Origin of the sequence: Paraburkholderia tagetis (genome assembly GCF_022213065.1) — a bacterium.
Taxonomy (GTDB): domain Bacteria; phylum Pseudomonadota; class Gammaproteobacteria; order Burkholderiales; family Burkholderiaceae; genus Paraburkholderia; species Paraburkholderia tagetis.
In genome coordinates this window covers 1-21,077 of sequence record NZ_JAKLJA010000066.1, presented here as the reverse complement: position 1 = coordinate 21,077, position 21,077 = coordinate 1, and the positions used below count along the sequence as shown (strand labels likewise).

The window sequence follows — 21,077 nt, the reverse complement described above, 5'->3', positions numbered from 1 at the left end:
TTCATTTTAGGCGCTTGATCGCCGAAGCCAACGACTGGGCCGCCGACCCGTACTGCGCCCACGGGTCCTGAGACTGGAAGCTCAGATACTCACGTGCGGTCTGCACCGTCCACTGCGACCCGCTTTTCAGTTCGGCCAACTGCTCCCATGAAACCGGCATGGAGACGCCCAACCCTGGGCGAACCCGCGCGGAGAACGCCGCGATGGTGGTTTGTCCCATGCCGTTGCGCAGGAAGTCGACATAAACCTTGCCAACGCGGTTTGCAGCACCCGACGTCGCAGAAAAACGTTCCGGGATCGCTTTCGCGAGGTGCCGGACGAATGCCTGCGAGAACGCCTTGACCGGCTCGTAGCCGAGCCGCGGCGCAAGCGGCACCACCACATGCAACCCCTTGCCGCCGCTGGTCTTCAACCAGGCCTGGAGACCGAGCTCCGACAACAGCGTGTGAACCAGCAGCGCTGCCTCCTGAACGTGCCCCCATTTCACGCCTTCGCCGGGGTCCAGATCGAAGATGACCCGGTCCGGCTTGTCGAGCCAGCGAACCGTCGAATTCCACGTATGGAACTCGACGGTATTCATCTGCGCGGCGGACAGCAGCGCGTCCATCGTATCGACGCTCAGCAGCGGCGGGTGCTTCGGCCACAACGCCCGGTCGTGGACGGTCAGCCCCGGCATGCCGGTGCGCTCGCCGTGCTTCTGGAAAAAAAGCTCGCCGGCGATGCCGGTGGGCGCGCGAACCATTGCGAGGGGCCGGGCCTTCAGATGGGGCAGCATCCACGGCCCGACACTCTCGTAGTAGCGGACCAGGTCGGCCTTCGTGACGCCTGTCGACGGATCGACGACGCGCTCCGGGTGGGTGATTTTCAGCGCCGGCGAGAGGCTGGGCGCCTCGGTCTTTCCGCCTTCCCGGACGACGCTGCGCGCGGGCTTGTCGACGCGCAGTCCCTTGAACGATGCCTGTCGTATGAGGCCATCCGTGGTCCAGTCCGCGAACTCGATCTCCGCCACCAGCTCGGGGCGAACCCAGTGCTCACGGCCAGCCGCGCGCCGCGACCATCGGCGCGGCCTGGCAGCAGCCACGTCGTAGGGCGCCGCATCCACCTCGAGCGGCGCGACGCGCGTCCACAGGTTGCGCGCGGTTCTGGCATCCCATCCGGTGCCGACGCTGCCGGCATCGCGAAGCGCGCCGTCCGCGTAATAGCCGAGCAGCAGGCTGCCGACCTCGCCGGCCTGGCCGCCTCGCGCGGTGAAGCCGCAGATGACGAGTTCCTGCCGCAACCGGCATTTCGCCTTCAGCCACGTCTGCGTTCTTCCCGATTCGTACCGTGCGCCGCGCTGCTTGAGCATGAGGCCTTCGAGCCCCAGCTCTGCCGCGGCGTCGAATATCTGGGCGGCCGGCGCCTCGAAGTCCTGACTGAAACGAATGCGCTCGCCAGCGCCCTCGAGAAGTTCGGCCAGCCGCGCGCGCCTCGCCCACAGCGGGACGTTCCTGAGGTCCTTGCCGTCGCAGTACGGCAGATCGAACAGGAAAAAGACGATGTCCTGATCTGCGGCGGCACCGTCCATCGCATCCTGCAGGGCGCCGAAATGGGGAAGACCATCCTTGAGCACGACAATTTCGCCGTCGAGCCACGCGCTAGAAACAGGAAGCTTTTCGACCTCCGCGGCGAGACTGACGAGTTTTCTCGTCCAGTCATGCCCGCCGCTGGTGAAGAGCCGCACGCGCCCTTTGTCGATGCGGGCCAGCAAGCGGTAGCCATCCAGTTTGGCCTCGGTGATCCAGTCGCCGCTCGTCGGCAGAGACGACGCCAGCGTCGCGCGTTGCGGCTCGAGTTTCGCGGGCAGCGGCGCAGGCATTGCAGCGCCGAGGTCGATCTGCGGATCACCACTGCGTGCGGGCTTCGGCGCTTTCGGCTCGCGCGCTTCCACGAGCCCAAGCGGCTTCTCGATGACGCTGTCGGGAAGCGCCTTGATGACATCGTAATCCGCGAGGGGCCGCGCCCACGCATCGCGCTTCTTGAACAACATCCATTGGTCCTGCCTGTCTTCCGGCTTCGTGATGCGCACCAGTTCCCAGAGGCCAGCGAGTTTTTCGCCATGGAGACGAAAAAGCAGCTTGCCGGCTTTCATCCCCGCCTGCGGGTCGCCAACCGGCTCCCACGTCCCGCGATCCCACACCAGTACCGTGCCGGCGCCATATTGCCTGGGCGGAATCGTGCCCTCGAAATCCGCATAGTCGACCGGATGGTCCTCGACGTGGACGGCCAGCCTCTTTTCCTTCGGGTCGTAGCAGGGACCCTTGGGCACGGCCCACGACAGCAGCACGCCATCGAGCTCGAGCCGGAAGTCATAATGCAGGCGGCCCGCCCAGTGCTTTTGCACCACAAAGCCCAATGGCCCGTCGGCGGAGGACGGGGGGGCAGTCGAAGCCGCCGGCTCAGGCGTAATCAGAAAGTCCCGCTTTTTGCGGTAGCGGGAAAGATGCGGCGATGATGTCGGGTCGCGGGCTGAGGTCATGGCGCAGGTCTGCGAAGCAATCTCTCCATTGGCGTCGCAAAGCGCACGCTCGATGCCCTCGCGCTCAATGATCGCCCGCGCCGCCAGGCTGGTCGCCGCCGGTCGGCTCAGCCATGTCGTCGGAACTCGCATGCGGCACGTTGCGTCGCGCGTCCTTGTGCTTCCCGTCCTTGTCCTTGTGTTGGTCCTCGTGCTGGCCCTTGCCTTGGCCCTTGCCCTTGTCTTTCGCGTCATCCTCGATTCTCGTCGCGCCGCCCGCCGCGGGCGCGTCGCTGGCCGGAAACGATTCCTCGACTGCCTCGTCGTACATGGCTTCGTCGTGGTCTTCGGCGCGCTTCGTCCTCGGTTTCATCATCTGTTCTCCTGAATTCGTCGATGCAAAGCCCTGAGCCGCAACCGGCGAGCCCGCGCGGACCGGCGCCCCGCTTTTATCCTGCTGCGCCAATTGCATTGCGGCATTGCGGCATTGCGCGAGCGCGGGAACATTCAGTGCGCGTGGACCAGACCATGAGCGCCCCGCAATACGCCATCATCGCAATCCTCGCCATTGTGCTGATTTACGCCATTGCCATCGCGTTGCTGTACTGGTTGCAGGGCCGTCTGATTTATCCGCCCGAGCGCCTGCGGCGCGGGCCGCTACGGGCCGACGCAAAGGGACGCATCGGCTACGTGCGCGTGCGCGCTGCCGACGGCAACGAGCTGGTCTGCGGCTACGCCGCGCCAGCGGACCCTTTGCGCGCCACCGTCGTGCTGTTTCATGGCAACGGCGACGACCTCAGCCAGCGAGCCCACATCGCGCACGCGCTGCTGGAGGCGGGCTATGGCGTCCTGCTCGCGGGCTATCGCGGCTACGGCGGAGCGCCGGGGCGGCCCAGCGAGGCGGGACTCTATGCCGACGGCCGCGCAGCCATGGCTTTCGCCGCGCAGCATTCGCAAGCGATCGTCGTACATGGCTATTCGCTCGGCTCGGGCGTGGCTGTTCAAGTCGCGACCGAGCACCCGCTCGCCGCCCTGCTGCTGGAAGCGCCTTTCACCAGCGTTGCCGACGTCGCCGCCGTACACCTGCGCTGGTTGCCGCCCCTTGTGCCATTGCAGCGGCTCGTGCGCGACCGCTACGACAATCTCTCCAAGATCGGCGACGTGCGCGCCCCCACCTTCGTCTACGGAGGCGACGCCGACCGCGTCATTCCCCCTGCGCAATTCTCGCGCCTTTTTGCGGCGATCCGGGCGCCGCGGCGCCTCGCCATCATTGCAGGCGCCACCCACGTCGATGCCTGGGAATGCGGCGGCGAAGCCCATGCACTGCGCTTTCTCGCTGACGTACTGGAAACCTGACCGCGCGGGTATGACCCGTGCGATGCCCCCGACATAGGTTCCCGGATGCGAGGGCGCACCATGAGGACCTCGTCCAACCTTCCACACGGACGCGACAATGACACCGATGATCTGCAGTGCCTGCGGGACACAGTTCGCCCCTTCTTCAGCGCAGCCTCCGCGTTGTCCGATATGTTGCGATTCGCGCCAGTATGTGCCGCCAACCGGCCAAAGCTGGACCACGCTGGAATCGCTGCGCATCACACATACGAATGCCTGGCGCGCGTTGCGCGAAGACCTTTACGAACTGCGCACCCAGCCGCCGTTCGCCATTGGACAGCGCGCGCTACTGCTGCGTACCGCACAGGGCAACATTCTCTGGGACTGCATTGCACTGCTCGACCAGGCCACTATCGACATCGTCAAGGCTCTGGGCGGCATCAACGCGATTGCCATTTCGCATCCGCACTACTACACGACGATGATCGAGTGGGCGCACGCGTTCGGTTGCCCGGTGTTTCTGCATGAAGACGATCGCGAGTGGGTCATGCGCCAGGGCGACGCGTTGCACTACTGGCACGGAGATACGCTGAATCTTATGGGCGACACGACACTGCTGCGGGTTGGAGGACACTTTCCGGGCGGTACGATTCTCCACTACGCAGCGGACCAAGGCATGCTGCTGACTGGCGATGTGCTGCAGGTCACGCCTGATCGCACGCATGTTTCGTTTATGTATAGTTATCCAAACTACCTTCCGCTGGGTGCCCGGCAGGTCAGTTCGATTGGGAAGGCGGTTGCAGGGCTGTGCTATGAACGTGTCTATGGCAGCTTCGCGCACGCCGAAATCGAACACGACGGCCAGCAGGCGGTGGCGCGGTCAGTGGAGCGCTATCTCGCACTGGTTGACCCCGATTAATCCAGGGTTGCCTCATGACCGCGCGCTCGAATCGCAACAACCGCCCTTTCAGTGCTTCAGGAATGCGCGCGGCCTCCAGGTGCTCCAGGCGCTTAACGCCACGGAGAACGGCCGGGCGACGAGCCAGCAACTGAGCGGGGCAACGGGCCTGCGCCGCACGACGGTTCGGCGCCTGCTGGAAACCCTGGTAGAGGAGACGAGGCGTTCGAAATAAGGATTCAACTTGGCGGCAACAATGCCGATGGTTGGCCGTCGACGGACGTGCTAGGATTTCCGGCAAACAACTTCGGAGACTGCTATGCCGTTCATCTGCGAAAACGTTGAATGTCGCGCCGTGCTGGCTCGCGGGCAAGTCAGATCCAGTCACGAAGACAACGGGTGGTGCTTCTACTGCCCCGACTGCAAAGCCAGAAACGAGTTGAAAGATATCAGCGTACCAGGTGGTCCTGTCGAGTTGATTCAGCCAGAAAGATCCGACCTTCCTCACAAGGTCATAGCAACGGCTCGACCACTGGAGGACGGCAGATATGCCGCGCAATTGCGCGTTCAGAGGGCGCTCGGCGTGAAAGGAACATACGCAGTCGAAGAGCGCTGGGAGCAGCTCGGCGTATTTCTCGACGCGCAAGAGGCCATAGCGCATGCGAAGTCTTTCGCTACAGACCTGCTGAAGCAGAAAGCCTAGCTCGACAAGCGGTATAAGCGGATACCGCGCTATTGCGGATTGGCGCGGCGCATGGGCGGCGCATAGGCGGCGCCCGCCACGACTAACTTCGTCAGCGATTACTGTCGCGACTTCGGGCCTTGATCGGAAAGCGGCGCCGTGTGCTTGCTTTGCGTGCGGCTCGTCAGCGCCATGGCAATACCGCCAAGAATGGCAGCGGACGCGAACACGAGACGCATCGTGATTGCTTCCGATAACAACGGCACGGCGCCAAAAGCGGCTATCGGCGGCACCGACAGTTGAACCGTCGCGGCGCGCATCGCCGACAACCCCTTTAACGCCTCATACCAGATCACGTAACCGATGCCCGATGTCACCGCGCCCGATGTGATGGCCAACGCCATGCCGGCAGGGGCTGCGTGAAAACGGCCATGAAGCAACAGGCTCAAAACAAGCGCCATAGGGGCGGCACGCAAGAAATTGCCGGCCGTAGCCGCCAGCGGATTTGCGACTCCGCGGCCGCGCAACGAGTACACGCCCCACGACACCCCCGCTGCGCCCATCAGCAAGGCGCCTGATGGAGTCGGCGCGGTGATGCCAGGCGACACGAGATAGATGAGTCCGGCAAGAGCCAGCGCGAGGCCAAACCAGGCGAGCGCCGCGAACTGTTCGCCCGCTTGCAGGCCGGCACCGAACATCGTCAACTGGACGGCGCCGAACAGGATCAATGCGCCCGTGCTCGCGCTCACTGTTAGGTATGCGAATGAGAAGAACGCGACATACGTAAAGAGCATGGTCGCCGCGAGCCAGTCTGCCCGCGCCTGCTGTGCTCGTCCCGTACCGAGGCGCGCGAGCACGGCCAGCATGGCCGCGCCCGAGATCAGCCGGATACTGGAAAAGCTCGCCGCATCGATGCTCGCGTGCTGCAAGGCCAGACGGCATAGCAGCGAGTTGGAAGCGAAAGCGATCATCGTTGCGCCCGTGAACAACACGGTGCGTACGGCGGGCTGACTTTGGTCCATATCCACACCCACGGGTTCGAAGAGGACTCGCAACGGCGCATTGCCTTTTATTGTAGAAAACCGCAGTGCGTAAGCAAGACCGTTGCCCGCAGGCACGATCGGCACACCATTAGCCGCGAGCCTTGGAATGTTCATACTGATCGCGCCGGCCTCGAGCCAGCACGATGCAACGGTGGGCAGCGGCGGGCATCGGATGTACGATCCCCCACCCAGCCGGATGAAAAGATGCATACCCAACACAACATTGCCCAGCCTTCGATCTATGCTTTACGAATGACCTTGGGAGACCGATCGCGTGCACGACGGTCCTGGGAGGTTAAGCGCCGGCGTATCGACGCGCGCTACATCAGACTGAAACGGCCCCCGTGGCGAGCGACGTTTGGTCCCGTTGCTCGCCCTTCGTCGCCCCGCCAGTTTTAAGTCGTACTGGCGGGGCGCCTTTTCCTTTTAATAGCATCCCTTAGGAAAGATGCTCCCGGGAGGAGCCATGGATCAAAGCGGAGACTTCATCGTGCGCACCATGTCGGCCGGTGAGGTGGACATGGCGGTCGAATGGGCCGCTGCTGAGGGGTGGAACCCCGGCCTGCATGACCCGCACTGTTTCAGGGAAGCGGACCCGGACGGCTTCTTCGTCGGTGTTCGGCGCGGCGAGCCGGTCGCGTGCCTTGCCGCCGTCGCCTATGACGAGCGCTTTGGCTTCATCGGCCTCTACATCGTGAAACCCGGGTTTCGCGGCAAAGGCTTCGGCATGCAAATCTGGCAGCACGGCATGCGTTATCTAGGAGCGCGCAACGTCGGTCTCGATGGTGTCGTTGCCCAGCAGGCGAACTACACGAAGTCCGGGTTCCGGCTTGCGCACCGCAACATCCGCTATCAGGGGCACGTGAGCGGCATCGGATGCGCGCATGTGACAGCAGCAGCCGACGTGCCGTTCGAGCAATTACTTGCGTACGATCGCCAGTGTTTTCCCGCGCCGCGCGCGCGTTTCGTCTCCGCCTGGATCGCGCAGCCGGATGCCGTTGCACTCGCGACAGTCGATGCGGGCCGTGTCGCGGGATACGGCGTTGTGCGCCGCTGCAAAGCGGGCTGCAAGATCGGCCCGCTCTTCGCCGATGACGCGGACGTCGCCACCGGGCTCTTTCGCGCGCTCGCGGCGAGCATGCCTGGCGAGGTCATCGTGCTCGACGTGCCGGAAACGAATCCCGCCGCCGCCGCGCTGGCGCAACGGCACGGCATGACGAGCGTTTTCGAAACCGCGCGGATGTACACGAAAGACGCGCCCGCGATAGCGATCGATCGCGTGTTTGGGGTGACGTCGTTTGAGCTGGGGTGAGGGGTGAAAACGGGCGAACGAGTCTGAGCGTTACAGGGCAGCCTCTAAAGCTCAAGCCGCTGAACATATCCCGTGAGTTCGAGATAGCCCCGCCCTAGCGGCTTTGTAGTGGGCTTTGTAGTGGGTTTTGCAGTGCTTGCGCTCTCCGAACCCGACGTGCCGGTTGCCGCGCCAGCCTCAAACGCCATCACCGCGCCCTCCCAATACACCGCGCCAGTGCTCGCGCGGCTGTCGAACTCCTGGTCGTCCATGAGCGGCACGAGCGTCAGATGCAGATCCTGCGCATCGACGCGCATCGCCACCGGATACAGCGCGCCGGTATGCGGCGAACGCCACCGGCGCAGCGGCGTGAAGCTCACGCTATCGGGGGAAAGCGCGTGCGTGCTTCCATCGGCGGCGCGCAGCGTGCCGCCAGCCCAGAACTTGCGGCCGGCCTTGTCGCGGATCTGCAAGGCCATCAGCGCGCCGCCGTCATCGAAATTGATGCCGATCCAATCCCAGCCGACCGCAACGTCCGCGAGCGGCGCCGACGACCATTCGTGATCGAGCCATGCACGCCCGCGCACGTGCTCGCCCTTGCCGGACGAATGACCACGGCGCTCGAGCACGCCGTCGACTTGCAGCCACGGCTCGCTGTAGTAGTAGCTGGCCTCGGCCGGCAGCGGACCCTTGCGGCTATAGCCGCCCGCGCCGTTGATGAGCACGGGCTGTGTCGGCGCCAATGTGAAGGCAAGCGCAAAGTCCGGCGTGGCGACGTTCAGGCGGTAATGGCCGTCCGCGTTGCGCTCGAGCGCCCAGTCGCGGATGTGGACGGCCGTATCTGCTTCGCTCGCGTCGGCGAGGCCGAAGCCGCGGCGCGCAGCGCGCTGGTCTTGCTGTAGCCTGCCTGCGCGCGGATCGCTCAGCGCCACGTTGGCAAACAGCAATTGGTGCGGCGCGAAGCGGCTCGGGTTCGCTTCGTCGATGGCTGGGCGCGAGCGGAAGAACGTCGCTTCGAAGCCCAGTGATGAACCGCCAGCAGCAACGGCAGCGGCAGCGGAGCCCGGCGTGGCACCCTGCGTGGCACCCGCTGCCGAGCCGGCATCCGTTTGCAGCCAGCCGGTCACGTACCACCATTCGTTGCGATAGCTCGAATGCGCGCCATAGTCGCGCGGGAACACCAGCGGGTGTCCGCTCTTCACCGCTGGATATTCCGGCATGCGCGCCCACGCTGCGCCAGGCGCCAAGGCGGCCAGCGGCCAGCTCAGTGGCCAGCTCAGTGGCCAGATCAGGGACCCGCGCAGGAAACTGCGCAGAAACGTGCGCCGTCTCATCGCATCACCAGTCGTCGCGCACGGCGCGCACCGCGTCGACCGACATCGCCGCGCGTGAACTCAGGAGCGCCGTGAGCGCGGCGGCAACGACAACCGCCGACGCCAGCGCGGCCAGCAACCCCCACGGCATGTGCACGCTCATCGTCCAATGAAACGACTGCGGGTTGACGACGTGCACGAGCACCATCGCGAGACTCAAGCCCAGCGTGAGGCCGGCGAGCACGCCGAGCAGCGCAACGAGCGCACCTTCCATCGCAAGCATGACCGCGATCTGGCGACGCATCACGCCGATGTGCCGCAGCATGCCGAACTCGCGTGTGCGGGCGAGCGCCTGCGCGCCGAAGCTCGCACCGACGCCGAACAGTCCGATGATCACCGCCACCGCTTCCAGCAGATAGGTCACGGCGAAGCTGCGGTCGAAGATCCGCAGGCTCGCCGCGCGGATCTCGCCGGGCTGCGCGAATTCGAGGTGCCGCCCGCCGGGCACGCTGGCGCGCAAGCGTGCGATTGCCTGCGCCGGCGCCACGCCCGGGGCGAGCCATAGGGCGGCATCGGTCACGCGTGTATCGCCAGTCAGCCGGCGATAGTCGCTCGCGTCGATCACAATGGCGCCGAACTGGCGTGCATAGTCGCGCCAGATGCCGGCCACCGTGAACGGGACGCGCTGTCCCGCCAGCGGCAGCGTGATGCGCTGGCCCGGATGCATCCCATACAGATCGGCGGCCGCCTCGCTGATCCATACCGGCGGCGAGTCGCCGGCGCGTGCCACAAGCGGCACGAGCGGCGCGGTCGTCAACGGCAGGCGCGCGCCGGGATTGCGCGGATCGATGGGCCGCGCGAGCAGGCTCACGGGCGGCAGGCGAGCGTCGAGCGAGATTTGCGTCACGCGGAGAAATTCGGCGCGCGTAACGCCGGGCGTGGCGGCGATGGCCGCCTGATCGGCCGATGACAGGAATGCGCTGTCGCCGCCGGGCGACGCGCGCAGATAGAGCGGCGCGGGCAGCAGCAGTTGCAGCCAGTCGTCGACGGCGACGCGAAAGCTCGACACCATGATCGCCATCGCCGTCATCAGGCTGAAGCTCGTGACGATGCCCGCGAGTCCGATCGTCGCGCGGCCGGGGGCATTGGCGAGCTGCGCGAGCACGAGTTGCGGCAATGCATGGTTCGAGCGCGGCAGCACGGCGAACACGGCGCGCGCGACGGCTGGCATCGCGAGCACGCCGCCCAGCAGCAACAGCGCGATCGCGAGATAGCCGAATATCGGCAAGCCGGCCACGGGCGGCAATAGCGCCGCTACAAGCCCGGCACCGATCGCGACCAGCGCCGCCGTGACGGTCCGCCGGGTGCGCAGCCGTGCGGCCGGCGCTTCCTCGTCGCCCGCCTTCAGCGCCCGCGCGGGCCGCGCCCTCGCCGCTTCGAGCGCCGGCGCGAGACTGCCGAGCACTGACGCGGCCACGCCCAGCGCAAAAAATACCGCTGCGGGCATTGCATCGAAATGCACGCGCGGCTGCACCCCTTCGAAATAGCCGCCGCCCAGATCGCCGCCCCCATAGCGGAGCACGGCCGCCGCGAGCGCGAAGCCGATGGCGAGACCCGTGGCGGCGCCGAGCACGCCGAGGATCGCGCCCTCCGAGACGACGAGCCACAGCACACCACGCTGCGTCACGCCGATCGCGCGCAGCAGCGCAAACTGCGCGCGGCGCCGCAACACGGCGAGCGCCTGCATGGTGAAGACGAGAAACGCCCCCGTGAACAGCGCGACGAGCGCGAGCACGTCGAGATTCGCGCGATAGGCCCGCGAGAGCATCGAGGTGCGGTGGGCGTTGTCGCCCGGTGTGACGGCGGCGACGCCCGCAGGCAAGCGCGGCGCGATCGAACGCGCGAACGCTTCGGCGTCGACTCCCGGCTTGAGCTTGAGATCGATGCGGTGAAGCGTGCCGAGCCGCTGCAAGCGCCATTGCGCAGCGCCAATGTCCATCACGCCGACGCGCACCGCATCGCCTGACGCCGGCAGCACGCCCGCGATGCGCAGCGTGACCGGAGCGAGCCCAACCTGCACCGTGAGTGAATCGCCGGGCTTGAGCGCGAGCCAGGTCAGCGCGGCCGGCGAGAGAAACACGGTGTCGGGGTCGAGCAGATCGAGGCGGGTGCCGGTCGTGCCCTTCGTGACATTCGTGCCGGTTGCGACATTCATGCCCTTCGTTCGATCGGCGCGATCCGTTTGCGCCAGGCGTCCAACGAGATTCGGCGTGACGTAGCCCGCGCGAAACACGTCGACGCCGAGCAGCTTCAACGACGCGTCGCGCCCCACCACGCGCGCATCGACCTCGACCACCGGGCTTGCCGCCGCGACCTCGGGCAAGCGGGCGATGCGCGGATACAGCGCTTCGTCGAAGCCCGCGCGCGGGCCGCGCAGCTCGATATCGGCGTTGCCCATCAGCGCGTTCACGGTGGCCGACAGCTCGCCCGCCGCCGCGCGATTGATCAACTGCACGGCATAGCCCATCGCGACGCCCGCCGCGATCGCGAGAATGCCGATCAACGTGCGCAGCGGATGCCCGCGCATTTCGCCGGCGATGAGCGCCGCGCCGGGCCAGCGCATCGACTACGAACCGCCCGCGCCCGGCGCGTGCGGCTCGAGCCCTTCGGGCGTGAGCCGCAGCACGCGGTCGGCGGCAGCGGCCACGGCCGCCGAGTGCGTCGCGAGCAGCACGCCCGCGCCGTTCGTTTGCGCCAGCTCGCGCAGTAGCGCGAGGATGCGCATCGCCGTGTCGTGATCGAGATTGCCGGTGGGCTCGTCGGCCAGCACGAGACGCGGCTGATGCACGAGCGCACGCGCGATCGCCACGCGCTGCAATTCGCCGCCCGACAATTCGCGCGGCATCGCGTGCTCGCGCCCGTCGAGCCCGACCGCGAGCAGCACGAACGACACGCGCACCGGCACGTCTTTTGCACGCATGCCGTTCAGGAGCAGCGGCAGCGCGATATTCTGGGCTGCCGAGAGATTCGGCAGCACATGGAACGCCTGGAACACGAAGCCCATTTTCTGGCGGCGCTGCAAGGTGGCAGCGTCGTCGTCGAGCGTGGCGAGATCGTGTCCGTCGAAGACGATTTGTCCCTCATCCGGCCGGTCGAGTCCGGCCGCGAGATTGAGCAGCGTCGATTTGCCGACGCCCGATTCGCCCATGATCGCGACGCATTCCCCTGCCCGCAGGTCGAGATTCACGCGGCGCAGCACGTTGCGCGGCGTGGCGCCGTCAAAGTGCTTCGAGACGTTGGCGAGCGTCAGCATCGTGGATCGTCAGAAAGCGAGCGGTGTGGGCGCTGCGGGTCGTTCATGACACCTCCGTCACGCAGAAAGCGCTTGCACGCGCGCTGACGGGTTCGATTGTTGCACCTATCGCGGTTTGCCGCTGTATTCGACAAGACGTGCCTCGAGCAGGCGCGCGAGCGCCAGGCCGCCTTCGCGCATGATGGAATCGTGATTCCAGCGGAATGCCAGCCGCGCGGGCGGCGCGAGCGCGAGCGTGTTCATCCAGGCGCTGGCCGTCCTGACGTGCCACTCATAGCGCACCACCGTGCGGCTGCCGTCGGCGGCAAAATGCCAGCGCCCCACGCCTTCCAGCGCGCCGCTGGCCTCCCCCTCCAGCGCAATGAGCGGCGCGACGCGCGTGACGCGCACGTCGATAATCACACGATAGGGAAGCACACCCTTCCATGTGTAACGATGCACGGCGCCCAGACCGTCGGTTTCGCCCGCCTGCAACTCGCGCACCGCTTCGACATTCTTCCACCACCTCGGCCAATTGATCGAATCGTGGACCGCGTCCCACACCGGCTGCACCGGCGCCTCGATGCACCACAAGGTGGTCAAACGGAATTCCGCCATCGTTCGTTTCCTCCTTGTTTGCCTTGTTTGCCTTGTTTGTGATGCGGCCACGCGTGTTGGCAGGCAGGTCCGGCGCATGCGCGTATGTCCGCGCGAACATTGCGTGGCGCGAAGCCGTGTTCCAGAATGACCCTGGACCCACGTCCGGCTACGTTCGAGTATAGGAGGCAACGATGCGCATACAGGTAATCCACGCGCTAATCGGCGCGAGCCGCAAAGGGCCTGCGCTCACGGTGGAGATCGCAACACGATGAGCGACGCGCCGCCGCCGGACCGGGATCTCGTTGCCGACGCACAGGCACGCTTCAATGCGCTCGCCAACTATCAGGTCAGGCTGAAATCGATATCGGCGGAAACGGAACCGGTCGAGGTGCGCTATGCCTACCGCAAGCCGGGCTTCGTCCGGATGGACTTCATCTGCCCGCATGCCGGCGCGACACTCACCTACAGCCCTGAATCGGGGAAGGTCAAACTTTGGCCATTCGGTTTCGACACGTTTCCGAGGCTCATGCTGAGCCCCGACAGTCACATGATCCAAAGCCCGCAGGGTCATCGTATCGACCAGTCCGACATCGGCACGCTGCTCGTCAATGTCCGCGAACTTCAACAGCATGGCGACACGCAGTTCGTCGGCGCTGAGACTATCGGCACGCGCCGGGCGTCGCATGTGATCGTGACGGGCGGGCCCGGACACGTAGTGTCAGGCGTGTCCCGCTATGAGTTGTGGTTCGACGTGACCCACGGGCTGCCCGTCAAGGTCGCGAGCGAGGGCGCGTCACGTGCGCCGATCGAAACGGTGCTGATGGAGGATCTGCGCATCGACCTGCCAGAGTCGCAACTCGAGCCGTTTGGCTAGTCACGCGGGCCAACGCGTCTGCCGACCGTGACTTATCCGGCGTGCCTGTGTGTGGCATTACCAGCAGCCGGCGCGCATGCCTCGCGCCGGCTTCTGGTAATGTCACGCACATGCAAACGATCCTCTCCATCGAGAATCTCTCGAAAGTCTACGCATCGGGATTCCGCGCGCTCTCGAACGTCAGCCTGGACATTCGCCGCGGCGAAATTTTCGCGCTGCTGGGGCCGAATGGCGCCGGCAAGACGACGCTAATCAGCATCATCTGCGGCATCGTCAATGCGAGCGAAGGCCGCGTGCGCGTCGCCGGTCACGATATCGTCGCCGACTACCGCAGCGCGCGCTCGCTGATCGGTCTCGTGCCCCAGGAACTGACGACTGACGCATTCGAAACGGTCTGGGCCACCGTATCGTTTAGCCGCGGCCTGTTCGGCAAGCCGGCCAACCCCGCGTATGTCGAGCGCGTGCTGCGCGACCTGTCGCTGTGGGAGAAGCGCAACAACAAGATCATCACGCTCTCGGGCGGCATGAAACGCCGCGTGCTCATAGCGAAGGCGCTCGCGCACGAGCCGCAGGTCCTGTTTCTGGACGAGCCGACTGCAGGCGTCGACGTCGAGCTTCGCCGCGACATGTGGGAACTCGTGCGCGGGCTCAAGGCAAACGGCGTGACGATCATCCTGACGACCCACTACATCGACGAGGCGGAAGAGATGGCCGACCGGATCGGCGTGATCAACGCCGGCGAAATCATGCTTGTCGAGCACAAGGACGTACTCATGCGCAAGCTCGGCCGCAAGCAATTGACGTTGCAGCTCGAAGCCCAGCTGAGTGCGATTCCGGCCGCGCTTGCCAGCTGGAACCTGGAACTGGCCGAAAGCGGCACCGAGCTCACCTATACCTACGACAGCGAAAACGAACGCAACGACATCATCGCGCTGCTCAAGAATCTGAGCGAAGCCGGCATTGGCTTCACGGACCTGCAAACGAAACAGAGTTCGCTGGAGGAGATCTTCGTGAGTCTCGTCAGGAAGGACCCGATGGCCACGGCAACCGGCAAAGGAGAGGTGAGCGCCAGATGAACATCCACGCGATTCGCGCCATCTACCGTTTCGAAATGGCGCGCACCCGGCGCACGCTGATGCAGAGCATTGTCGCGCCGGTGATCTCGACCTCGCTCTACTTCATCGTGTTCGGTTCCGCGATCGGTTCGCGCATCAAGGAAGTGAATGGCGTGAGCTATGGCGCGTTTATCGTGCCGGGGCTGATCATGTTGTCGCTGCTGTCGCAGAGCATTTCGAATGCCTCTTTCGGCATCTACTTCCCCCGCTTCACGGGCACGATTTACGAGTTGTTGTCTGCGCCGGTGTCGTATTTCGAAATCGTGATCAGCTATGTGGGCGCGGCGGCAACCAAGTCGGTATTGCTGGGCGTCATCATCCTCGCAACGGCGGCGCTCTTCGTGCCGATTCAAATCCAGCATCCCCTGTGGATGATGCTCTTTCTGCTGCTGACGGCGATAACGTTCAGCCTGCTCGGATTCATCATCGGCATCTGGGCGGACAACTTCGAGAAGTTGCAGATCGTGCCGCTCCTGATCATCACGCCGCTGACCTTCCTCGGCGGCAGCTTCTACTCGGTCGACATGCTGCCGCCCGCGTGGCGGGTGATCACGCTGTTCAACCCGATCGTCTATCTCATCAGCGGGTTTCGCTGGAGCTTCTATGGGCTCGCGGACGTCGACGTGGGCGTGAGTCTCGGCATGACGGCAGCCTTTCTCGCGGTGTTTCTCGCGATCGTCGCCTGGATCTTCAAGACCGGCTACCGGCTGAAAGCCTGAATGGAAGGTTGGCCGGCATGCGTGAACGCGAGGTTCGAGCGCATGCCCCTGACCAACTTCGCAACCTCAGGCCGGCAACTGCCCCGGCGTGCCGTCGAGCGTGCTGTGTAGCGGACCTTCCGGCGCGCCGTCCAGGATACGAAGTTTTTCGGCCATATCGGGGAAGTTGCGCCCCGCCGCGCGAAGCTCGCCCACGAGCCGATGCGCGGCTGTCCTGCAGTGAGCCAGCGTCTCGTGCAAGCGCGGCTCCGCCTGCAAACCGGCCACCGCCTTCTCCAACTCGGCGGGCGATTCGCTCAGCAGCGCAGGAACCACTTCCTCGGTTGGGATCAGGGCACCGTGACTCAACAGTTGAGCGGTCCAGTCGCATCCGTACAGCAGTGTGCGTCGTTCGGCCTTGCGCGCTTCATCCTGGTCGAGCGCGGCAAGGCTGTGCCGGTTCTTCTGAATCTCGGCGCGCCACGTCGCCAGAATGTCGGCACGCAGCGCCGCTATGGCCTCGCCGAGCGATGCGTTCTGCCCACCCGCCACGAGGCGCCGCTCATCCAGCCGGTCTACCTGCTCCCGATAGTTTTCGAGGTACGACTGCCAGTTCAACGGCAGCTCCGGCTTTTCGAAGAACGCGTGCCTGACCTCATTGAGTTCGCTGCGAATATCGTGAAGCGCCTGGTTGTCGGCGATACGCGCGTCATGAACGTCGTGGGCCGTCACCATCTGTCGATGCAGCGGGAAAAGCGGATTGCCGTTGCGACGCTGTAGATGCCGCTCGGCCGCGCCCGGCCGGGTGCTCCATTTCCAGTTCGGCAGCGATTTCGCGTCGAATTCGACCGCCTGGATCATCGGCCGGAATACGGACAGCGCTTCCTCCGTGGCATGGCGGAAGCAGTCGGCCAGCTTGTAGTCGTTGCCGTGCAGAGAAGCGCCCGCATTCCCCGCATAAGGCGAATCGGGCATGAACCTGAGGGCGCCCGTGGCCAGAAAGAATTCCATCGGCAATTCCACGGCCTGGCCTTCCTGGCTGAAGGTGCGCTGTTCGGCGGAAATGGCTTCGACAGAGCGCGCGAGGCGGCTTTCCAGGTCGAGCAGCGCATCGATGGCATCACCCGACGACGGCTGCGCCGCATCGGCAAGCAGGCAGAACGTTTCGCGGGCCATGCGCGCCGCGATCGCGCCGTGCTTCTCGGCAAACAGCCAGAACCAGAGGGCGAGCTGATAGCCCTTGACCCCATTTTGGGCAGCCGCTTCGACATCGGATGCGAACGCAATGCCAGGCGCGGCCCAGTTCGCGAACGGCGGCGCTCCCGCGCCCTGGTACATGCCCAGGAGCTGCCGTATCGATTCATGCGTATCGACAGGCCAGTTGCGCGCCTCTTCCTGGCGCTTCTCCGCCTTCCAAAACCTCCAGTCCATCCTGTACCTCGCAAGAGAGCAAGCATATGGGTGCTACGCGTGCGCGGGATACTTGCACAATCCGCCAGGGGCGTAAACCGATGTTGCGCTTCGTTACGCAGGACCGCGGTTGCGCCAGTTCATGCGATGACGAGTGGCAGTCTCGCGATGACGCGCGTCGTCTTCGGCATGCAGATAGAGGCTGGTGGTGTTGAGCGACACATGGCCGAGATTGTCGCGGATCGTGCGCAGATCCACGCCCCCGTCGGCCTGGTGCGAGCCGGCGGTGTGCCTCAGCCAGTGCGCCGAAGCCCGGTCGAGTTCGTCGGCGCGATCGGCAAATTCCGTGCCCTTGCCGCGCAGCCACGCGGCGACGCCTCCAAAAATGCCCTTGATGGCGTCGTGAACGGCGGAACGCGACAGACAACGCGCCGCGCCCTTGAACGGCAGAATGAGCGGTATTTCCTCGGCGCGCGTGGGCAGAGCCGGCAGACCGTTTGCGGTTCGATACCGCCACAGCTCGGCCATCAGCTCGGGCGACGCGGGGACGATGCGCGCCTTGCCACCTTTGCCCGCCGTTTCCAGCCACCACTGGTCCTGACCATCGGCGCCGAGGCGGCGAAAGAAGTCGCCCATCTTGCCGCCCGCGACTTCCGAAATGCGCATGCCCTGGAGATAGAACAGCGTCGTGAGCCAGCGGCAGCGCGCGTAATATTTGCGTCCGGCTTCGGTCTCCTGGGGAAGCTGCTCGACCCAGACCTTGACCTCGTCCCACAGCGAACCGGACAGATAACGCGTCACGCGCGGCGCCGAACGCTTCGCGCGCTGCCGCAAGAGCGCCATGGGATTGCCGCGCAGATAGCCCGCATTGACGAGCCAGGTGAACATCGCATTGAGGATGATGAGCGCCTGACGCTGGCTGGCCGGCGCGAGCGGCCCGTTGAACGGACGCCAGCGTTCGTCGCCGCGCGGATATTTGCCGCCGCGGGTTCCGTCGTCCCTGAGCGACACCCAGCGGCCTGCCGGTTGCGGGTCGGCGAGGAACACCTTGTACAGCAGCAGATCCTCGTGCGTGAGCGACGAAAGCGGCTTGCCTAACTGCACCACGGCCCAGAGCAGGAGCCGCTCGGCTTCCTTGCGGTAATTGTCGAACGTGGTTTGGGTATCCGCGTAATTCGAGAGCCAGGCGCGCAACGCGTCCAGATCGTTGTCCGCCGCAAGCTGACTGCTTCCGGCAACGCCGCGATTACTGCCCTCGCGGCCATCGAGTGCGGATGGGACGACGAGCGATTCGACGGGCTGGACGGCAACGAGATCGGTATTTTTCACGGCTGGAAGGCTCCGGGCATCGGCGCGCGGGTCGCGGCATCGTCAACATGATACACGACATTATAGTACTAATGTCGTGTATTAGGCTTGGTGAGTTGTTAATTTGACGTATTACGTTGGATTATTGATCGCGATGCCCGTGGCGGGGCGAGATCGTCGATTCGCGCTGGCAGCAGTACATCGATACGCCGTCGCTGCTCAAACTTGCCGATTTGCAGGCTCACGGCGCGCTCCTGCTCGGCGAGTGGCGTCCATATGACGCTCGGGACGGGTCCGCGCAGCGCTGTCACATTCCAATGGTGTGGAGAGCTTCGAACGACATGGCACACATGCACTTGGGTATCCTGCTTACGGTCTGATGGCCTGGCTGAAGCAGGATCTCCTCAAGCCCATAATCAGCAATGCTGAAAATTGGCGCCTCGGCATCCCTATTGATCGCGATGATCACCCTGGAGTCCTTCATGCCTGCAAGGTGCTGGACGGCGTCCGCCGCGCCGCTGGCCACGTGGCCGGAATTTGAGCTAGCCTCAAAAGCTCTTGGCCTTTCCCAAGTCGGCGTCCGCGCCAGGCATGTCTTGCACGAGACATGCCTGGCGCGGACGCATTGAACCAATTAGATCTGGAAACTCCAGCCAGCGTTGGCAACGGGGAAACCGCTACCGCCGGGAATATAGATGGTGTTGTTTTGGATCAAGTGCCCATCGCCAGTGTATTTGGAACTCGCCGTCAATTGTCCCGACGCATCATAGTTGTTGGAGTTATACGTTCCGTCGTTGTTGTATGAGAATTTTGAGAACCCGGTGAGAGTGCCAGTGGTAGCGTTAAAGCGATCAGCCTCGATGTGACGCCCAAGGCCATCAAAGAGATCACGCTCAAAGAGCTTGCCTGACGAGTACTGGTAGTAATCGTAGATGATATGGTTGACGCCAAAAAGTGCAATCATTTCCTGGTTCCCAATAAACGTATGAGCGACAAAGCTATTGTCGACGGCAAAGTCGTACAGCTTCGTCGCCTGCCCGTTCGAATAAAAGATATTCTGCGTCTTGAACCCGCTGGCATTGAAGGTCGCGTATTCAGTCATCAAACCGTTCGCACCAAAGAGAGCAGCGAATTGTGAACCATCGCTATTAAAGACGTGAGAGGCGTAGCTGCCGTCGAGATTGAAGTCAATCTGCTTGGTTGCCTTTCCATCTACTCCAAAAAAGATATCCTGTGTCTTGACGCCGGCCGTATTGAATTTCGCATACTCGGTTACCTGGCCATTGACGCCGAAAAGTGTCGCTGTTTGTGATTCGTCTGCGTTAAAGTCGTACTTCGTGTAGCTCTTGTCGGGGTTGAAGTTGTATTGCTGTGTCGCCTTGCCGTCGGCACCGTAGAAGATGTCCAGCGTTTTAAACCCGTTCGCGTTGAACTTCGCGTACTCGGTGATCTGGCCCGTCGTGCCGTACAGCGTTGCGGTCTGGGAGCCATCGGCTGCCAAGTCGTACTTCGTGTAGCTCTTGTCGGGGTTGAAGTTGTATTGCTGTGTCGCCTTGCCGTCCGCACCGTAGAAGATGTCCAGCGTTTTAAAACCGCTCGCGTTGAACTTAGCGTACTCGGTGATCTGGCCCGTCGTGCCGTACAACGTTGCGGTCTGCGAGCCATCGGCCGCCAAGTCGTACTTCGTGTAGCTCTTGTCGAGGTTGAAGTTGTATTGCTGCGTCGCCTTGCCGTCGGCACTAAAAAACACGTCCTGGAACTGGAACCCCGTGTAGTCGAATTTTGCTTGTTCCTGGATCTGACCGTTGGGCCCGAAAAGGGACGTCGTGACGGCACCTTTCAACGAAAGGTCGCCATTCATCATTACCCAACCACCGCTCTTCAGCGGAATGCCTTGTGTATCGATTTTGTATACCGGCTGGCCATCGACAACAAAGCTGGTGTACTTGATCATCGGGCCTTGGATTTTCGTCCAGTCCACGAGCCTCGGATCCATGCCGGAATGCTGGAGAATCCACCAGTCCGCATAAAATTGTGTGTAGGTCAGGTTCGGGGCAATGGACGGAGAAAGCGCTCCGTAATACTTGCCCGCAGCATCGACCAGCGCGGTACCGGGACCGGCGAGCGCCTGAGCGGCAGAAGACCCCCACGTCACGTTTTTGACATCGATACCGGCAGACTGTGCCAGTTGAGTCAGTTGGAGCGTCAGCGCGCTGTTGGCTGAGTCGGAATGCATGTGGCCGGACGAACCACCGGTCAACCCCAACTGGAAGGCAACGATGTATTCGGAAACCAGCCCCACCCCTTCGTTCGTCAAACCATTTTTGACGGCCTGATCCGGGTTCAGTGCTAACGAACCACCCGTGCCCCCTGGAAGCATCGCATGCCCTAGTTCGTGAGCCAGCGTCGTAGCGAAAACGTCCGACGCTTCGCTCCATGAAGGATCGAAGGCGATGATCTTTTGCGAGGGGTCAGTGTAGACTCCCTTACCTTTCTCCCCAGTTACGAAACTCCAGCCATCAGAATTACCGAAGGCATTCAGTTCACCCGCCAAGAACGAAGATTTTTCCGCAGACGCAATAATCGCGTTATATTTCTCGCTCGAGAGTGCCGAGTTCTTGCTCGCCATTTTCACGGTCTCGGCTCGACGCTCGAGAGCGTTAGTCCACTTCTCGGCGATCCACTGCCGTTTGCCTAAGCGCCGCAGCACTTCTTGTATTT

The 21,077-nt window shown here is 63.8% G+C and carries 17 protein-coding genes and 2 pseudogenes; 8 read left to right on the top strand and 11 right to left on the bottom strand.

All coding sequences use genetic code 11. From position 1 onward, the window contains the following. Nucleotide 1: 1 nt before the first annotated feature. Nucleotides 2-2,518, bottom strand: a complete 2,517-nt coding sequence (gene ligD / locus L5014_RS35815; protein ID WP_238468620.1) for a DNA ligase D — start codon at nucleotides 2,516-2,518, stop codon at nucleotides 2-4. Nucleotides 2,519-2,582: 64 nt separating this feature from the next. Beyond that, a complete protein-coding gene (locus L5014_RS35810) occupies nucleotides 2,583-2,873 on the bottom strand; it encodes a hypothetical protein (RefSeq protein ID WP_238468612.1) in 291 nt (96 codons plus the stop codon). A gap of 134 nt (nucleotides 2,874-3,007) precedes the next feature. Between L5014_RS35810 and L5014_RS35805 the strand changes: the two genes are divergently transcribed. From L5014_RS35805 to L5014_RS35790, 4 genes and pseudogenes are all read left to right on the top strand, one after another. Further along, nucleotides 3,008-3,853, top strand: coding sequence for an alpha/beta hydrolase (locus tag L5014_RS35805; protein WP_238468611.1), 846 nt, complete (start codon nucleotides 3,008-3,010; stop codon nucleotides 3,851-3,853). A gap of 193 nt (nucleotides 3,854-4,046) precedes the next feature. Next, the gene (locus L5014_RS35800; RefSeq protein ID WP_238468610.1) at nucleotides 4,047-4,751 is read left to right on the top strand and encodes an MBL fold metallo-hydrolase; all 705 of its coding nucleotides are present in this window, start codon (nucleotides 4,047-4,049) and stop codon (nucleotides 4,749-4,751) included. A gap of 7 nt (nucleotides 4,752-4,758) precedes the next feature. Further along, nucleotides 4,759-4,959, top strand: a pseudogene (locus L5014_RS38725) (helix-turn-helix domain-containing protein); the annotation flags it as partial. A gap of 90 nt (nucleotides 4,960-5,049) precedes the next feature. Beyond that, complete coding sequence (locus L5014_RS35790; RefSeq protein ID WP_238468609.1) at nucleotides 5,050-5,433, top strand: hypothetical protein; 384 nt, start codon at nucleotides 5,050-5,052, stop codon at nucleotides 5,431-5,433. Between the two features lie 98 nt (nucleotides 5,434-5,531). Here L5014_RS35790 and L5014_RS35785 read toward each other — a convergent pair whose 3' ends face one another. Beyond that, nucleotides 5,532-6,434 carry a DMT family transporter gene (locus tag L5014_RS35785; RefSeq protein ID WP_238468608.1) on the bottom strand — a complete coding sequence of 301 codons (903 nt, stop codon included), beginning with the start codon at nucleotides 6,432-6,434 and terminating at the stop codon, nucleotides 5,532-5,534. 487 nt (nucleotides 6,435-6,921) lie between these two features. On the opposite strand from L5014_RS35785, the gene L5014_RS35780 reads away from it, so the two are divergent. Then, entirely contained in the window at nucleotides 6,922-7,767 is an 846-nt protein-coding gene (locus tag L5014_RS35780; RefSeq protein WP_238468607.1) for a GNAT family N-acetyltransferase, read from the top strand. Nucleotides 7,768-7,811: 44 nt separating this feature from the next. Here L5014_RS35780 and L5014_RS35775 read toward each other — a convergent pair whose 3' ends face one another. From L5014_RS35775 to L5014_RS35760, 4 genes are all read right to left on the bottom strand, one after another. Beyond that, on the bottom strand, nucleotides 7,812-9,080 hold the full coding sequence (locus tag L5014_RS35775) for a lipocalin-like domain-containing protein (RefSeq protein ID WP_420800196.1): 1,269 nt from the start codon (nucleotides 9,078-9,080) through the stop codon (nucleotides 7,812-7,814). 4 nt (nucleotides 9,081-9,084) lie between these two features. Then, on the bottom strand, nucleotides 9,085-11,682 hold the full coding sequence (locus L5014_RS35770) for an FtsX-like permease family protein (protein ID WP_238468605.1): 2,598 nt from the start codon (nucleotides 11,680-11,682) through the stop codon (nucleotides 9,085-9,087). 3 nt (nucleotides 11,683-11,685) lie between these two features. After that, a complete protein-coding gene (locus L5014_RS35765) occupies nucleotides 11,686-12,372 on the bottom strand; it encodes an ABC transporter ATP-binding protein (protein ID WP_238468604.1) in 687 nt (228 codons plus the stop codon). A gap of 105 nt (nucleotides 12,373-12,477) precedes the next feature. Further along, the gene (locus L5014_RS35760; protein ID WP_238468603.1) at nucleotides 12,478-12,969 is read right to left on the bottom strand and encodes an SRPBCC family protein; all 492 of its coding nucleotides are present in this window, start codon (nucleotides 12,967-12,969) and stop codon (nucleotides 12,478-12,480) included. 250 nt (nucleotides 12,970-13,219) lie between these two features. Between L5014_RS35760 and L5014_RS35755 the strand changes: the two genes are divergently transcribed. The 3 genes from L5014_RS35755 to L5014_RS35745 all read left to right on the top strand — a co-directional run bounded on the left by L5014_RS35755 (nucleotide 13,220) and on the right by L5014_RS35745 (nucleotide 15,659). Then, a complete protein-coding gene (locus L5014_RS35755; protein ID WP_238468602.1) occupies nucleotides 13,220-13,825 on the top strand; it encodes a DUF1571 domain-containing protein in 606 nt (201 codons plus the stop codon). 110 nt (nucleotides 13,826-13,935) lie between these two features. Then, entirely contained in the window at nucleotides 13,936-14,901 is a 966-nt protein-coding gene (locus tag L5014_RS35750; RefSeq protein ID WP_238468601.1) for an ABC transporter ATP-binding protein, read from the top strand. Next, nucleotides 14,898-15,659, top strand: a complete 762-nt coding sequence (locus L5014_RS35745) for an ABC transporter permease (protein WP_238468600.1) — start codon at nucleotides 14,898-14,900, stop codon at nucleotides 15,657-15,659. The genes L5014_RS35750 and L5014_RS35745 overlap by 4 nt, the downstream gene beginning before the upstream one ends. A 66-nt stretch (nucleotides 15,660-15,725) precedes the next feature. Here the strand turns inward: L5014_RS35745 and L5014_RS35740 are convergent, their stop codons facing one another. The 4 genes and pseudogenes from L5014_RS35740 to L5014_RS35725 form a co-directional block, all read right to left on the bottom strand. Next, nucleotides 15,726-17,069, bottom strand: coding sequence for a tryptophan leader peptide (locus L5014_RS35740; RefSeq protein WP_238468599.1), 1,344 nt, complete (start codon nucleotides 17,067-17,069; stop codon nucleotides 15,726-15,728). A gap of 93 nt (nucleotides 17,070-17,162) precedes the next feature. Continuing rightward, nucleotides 17,163-18,377 carry a tyrosine-type recombinase/integrase gene (locus L5014_RS35735; protein ID WP_238468598.1) on the bottom strand — a complete coding sequence of 405 codons (1,215 nt, stop codon included), beginning with the start codon at nucleotides 18,375-18,377 and terminating at the stop codon, nucleotides 17,163-17,165. 286 nt (nucleotides 18,378-18,663) lie between these two features. Next, nucleotides 18,664-18,864 (bottom strand): annotated as a pseudogene (locus tag L5014_RS35730) (hypothetical protein); the annotation flags it as partial. A gap of 126 nt (nucleotides 18,865-18,990) precedes the next feature. After that, nucleotides 18,991-21,077, bottom strand: a 2,087-nt coding sequence (locus tag L5014_RS35725) for a hypothetical protein (RefSeq protein ID WP_238468597.1), incomplete at its 5' end; no start/stop codon positions are given.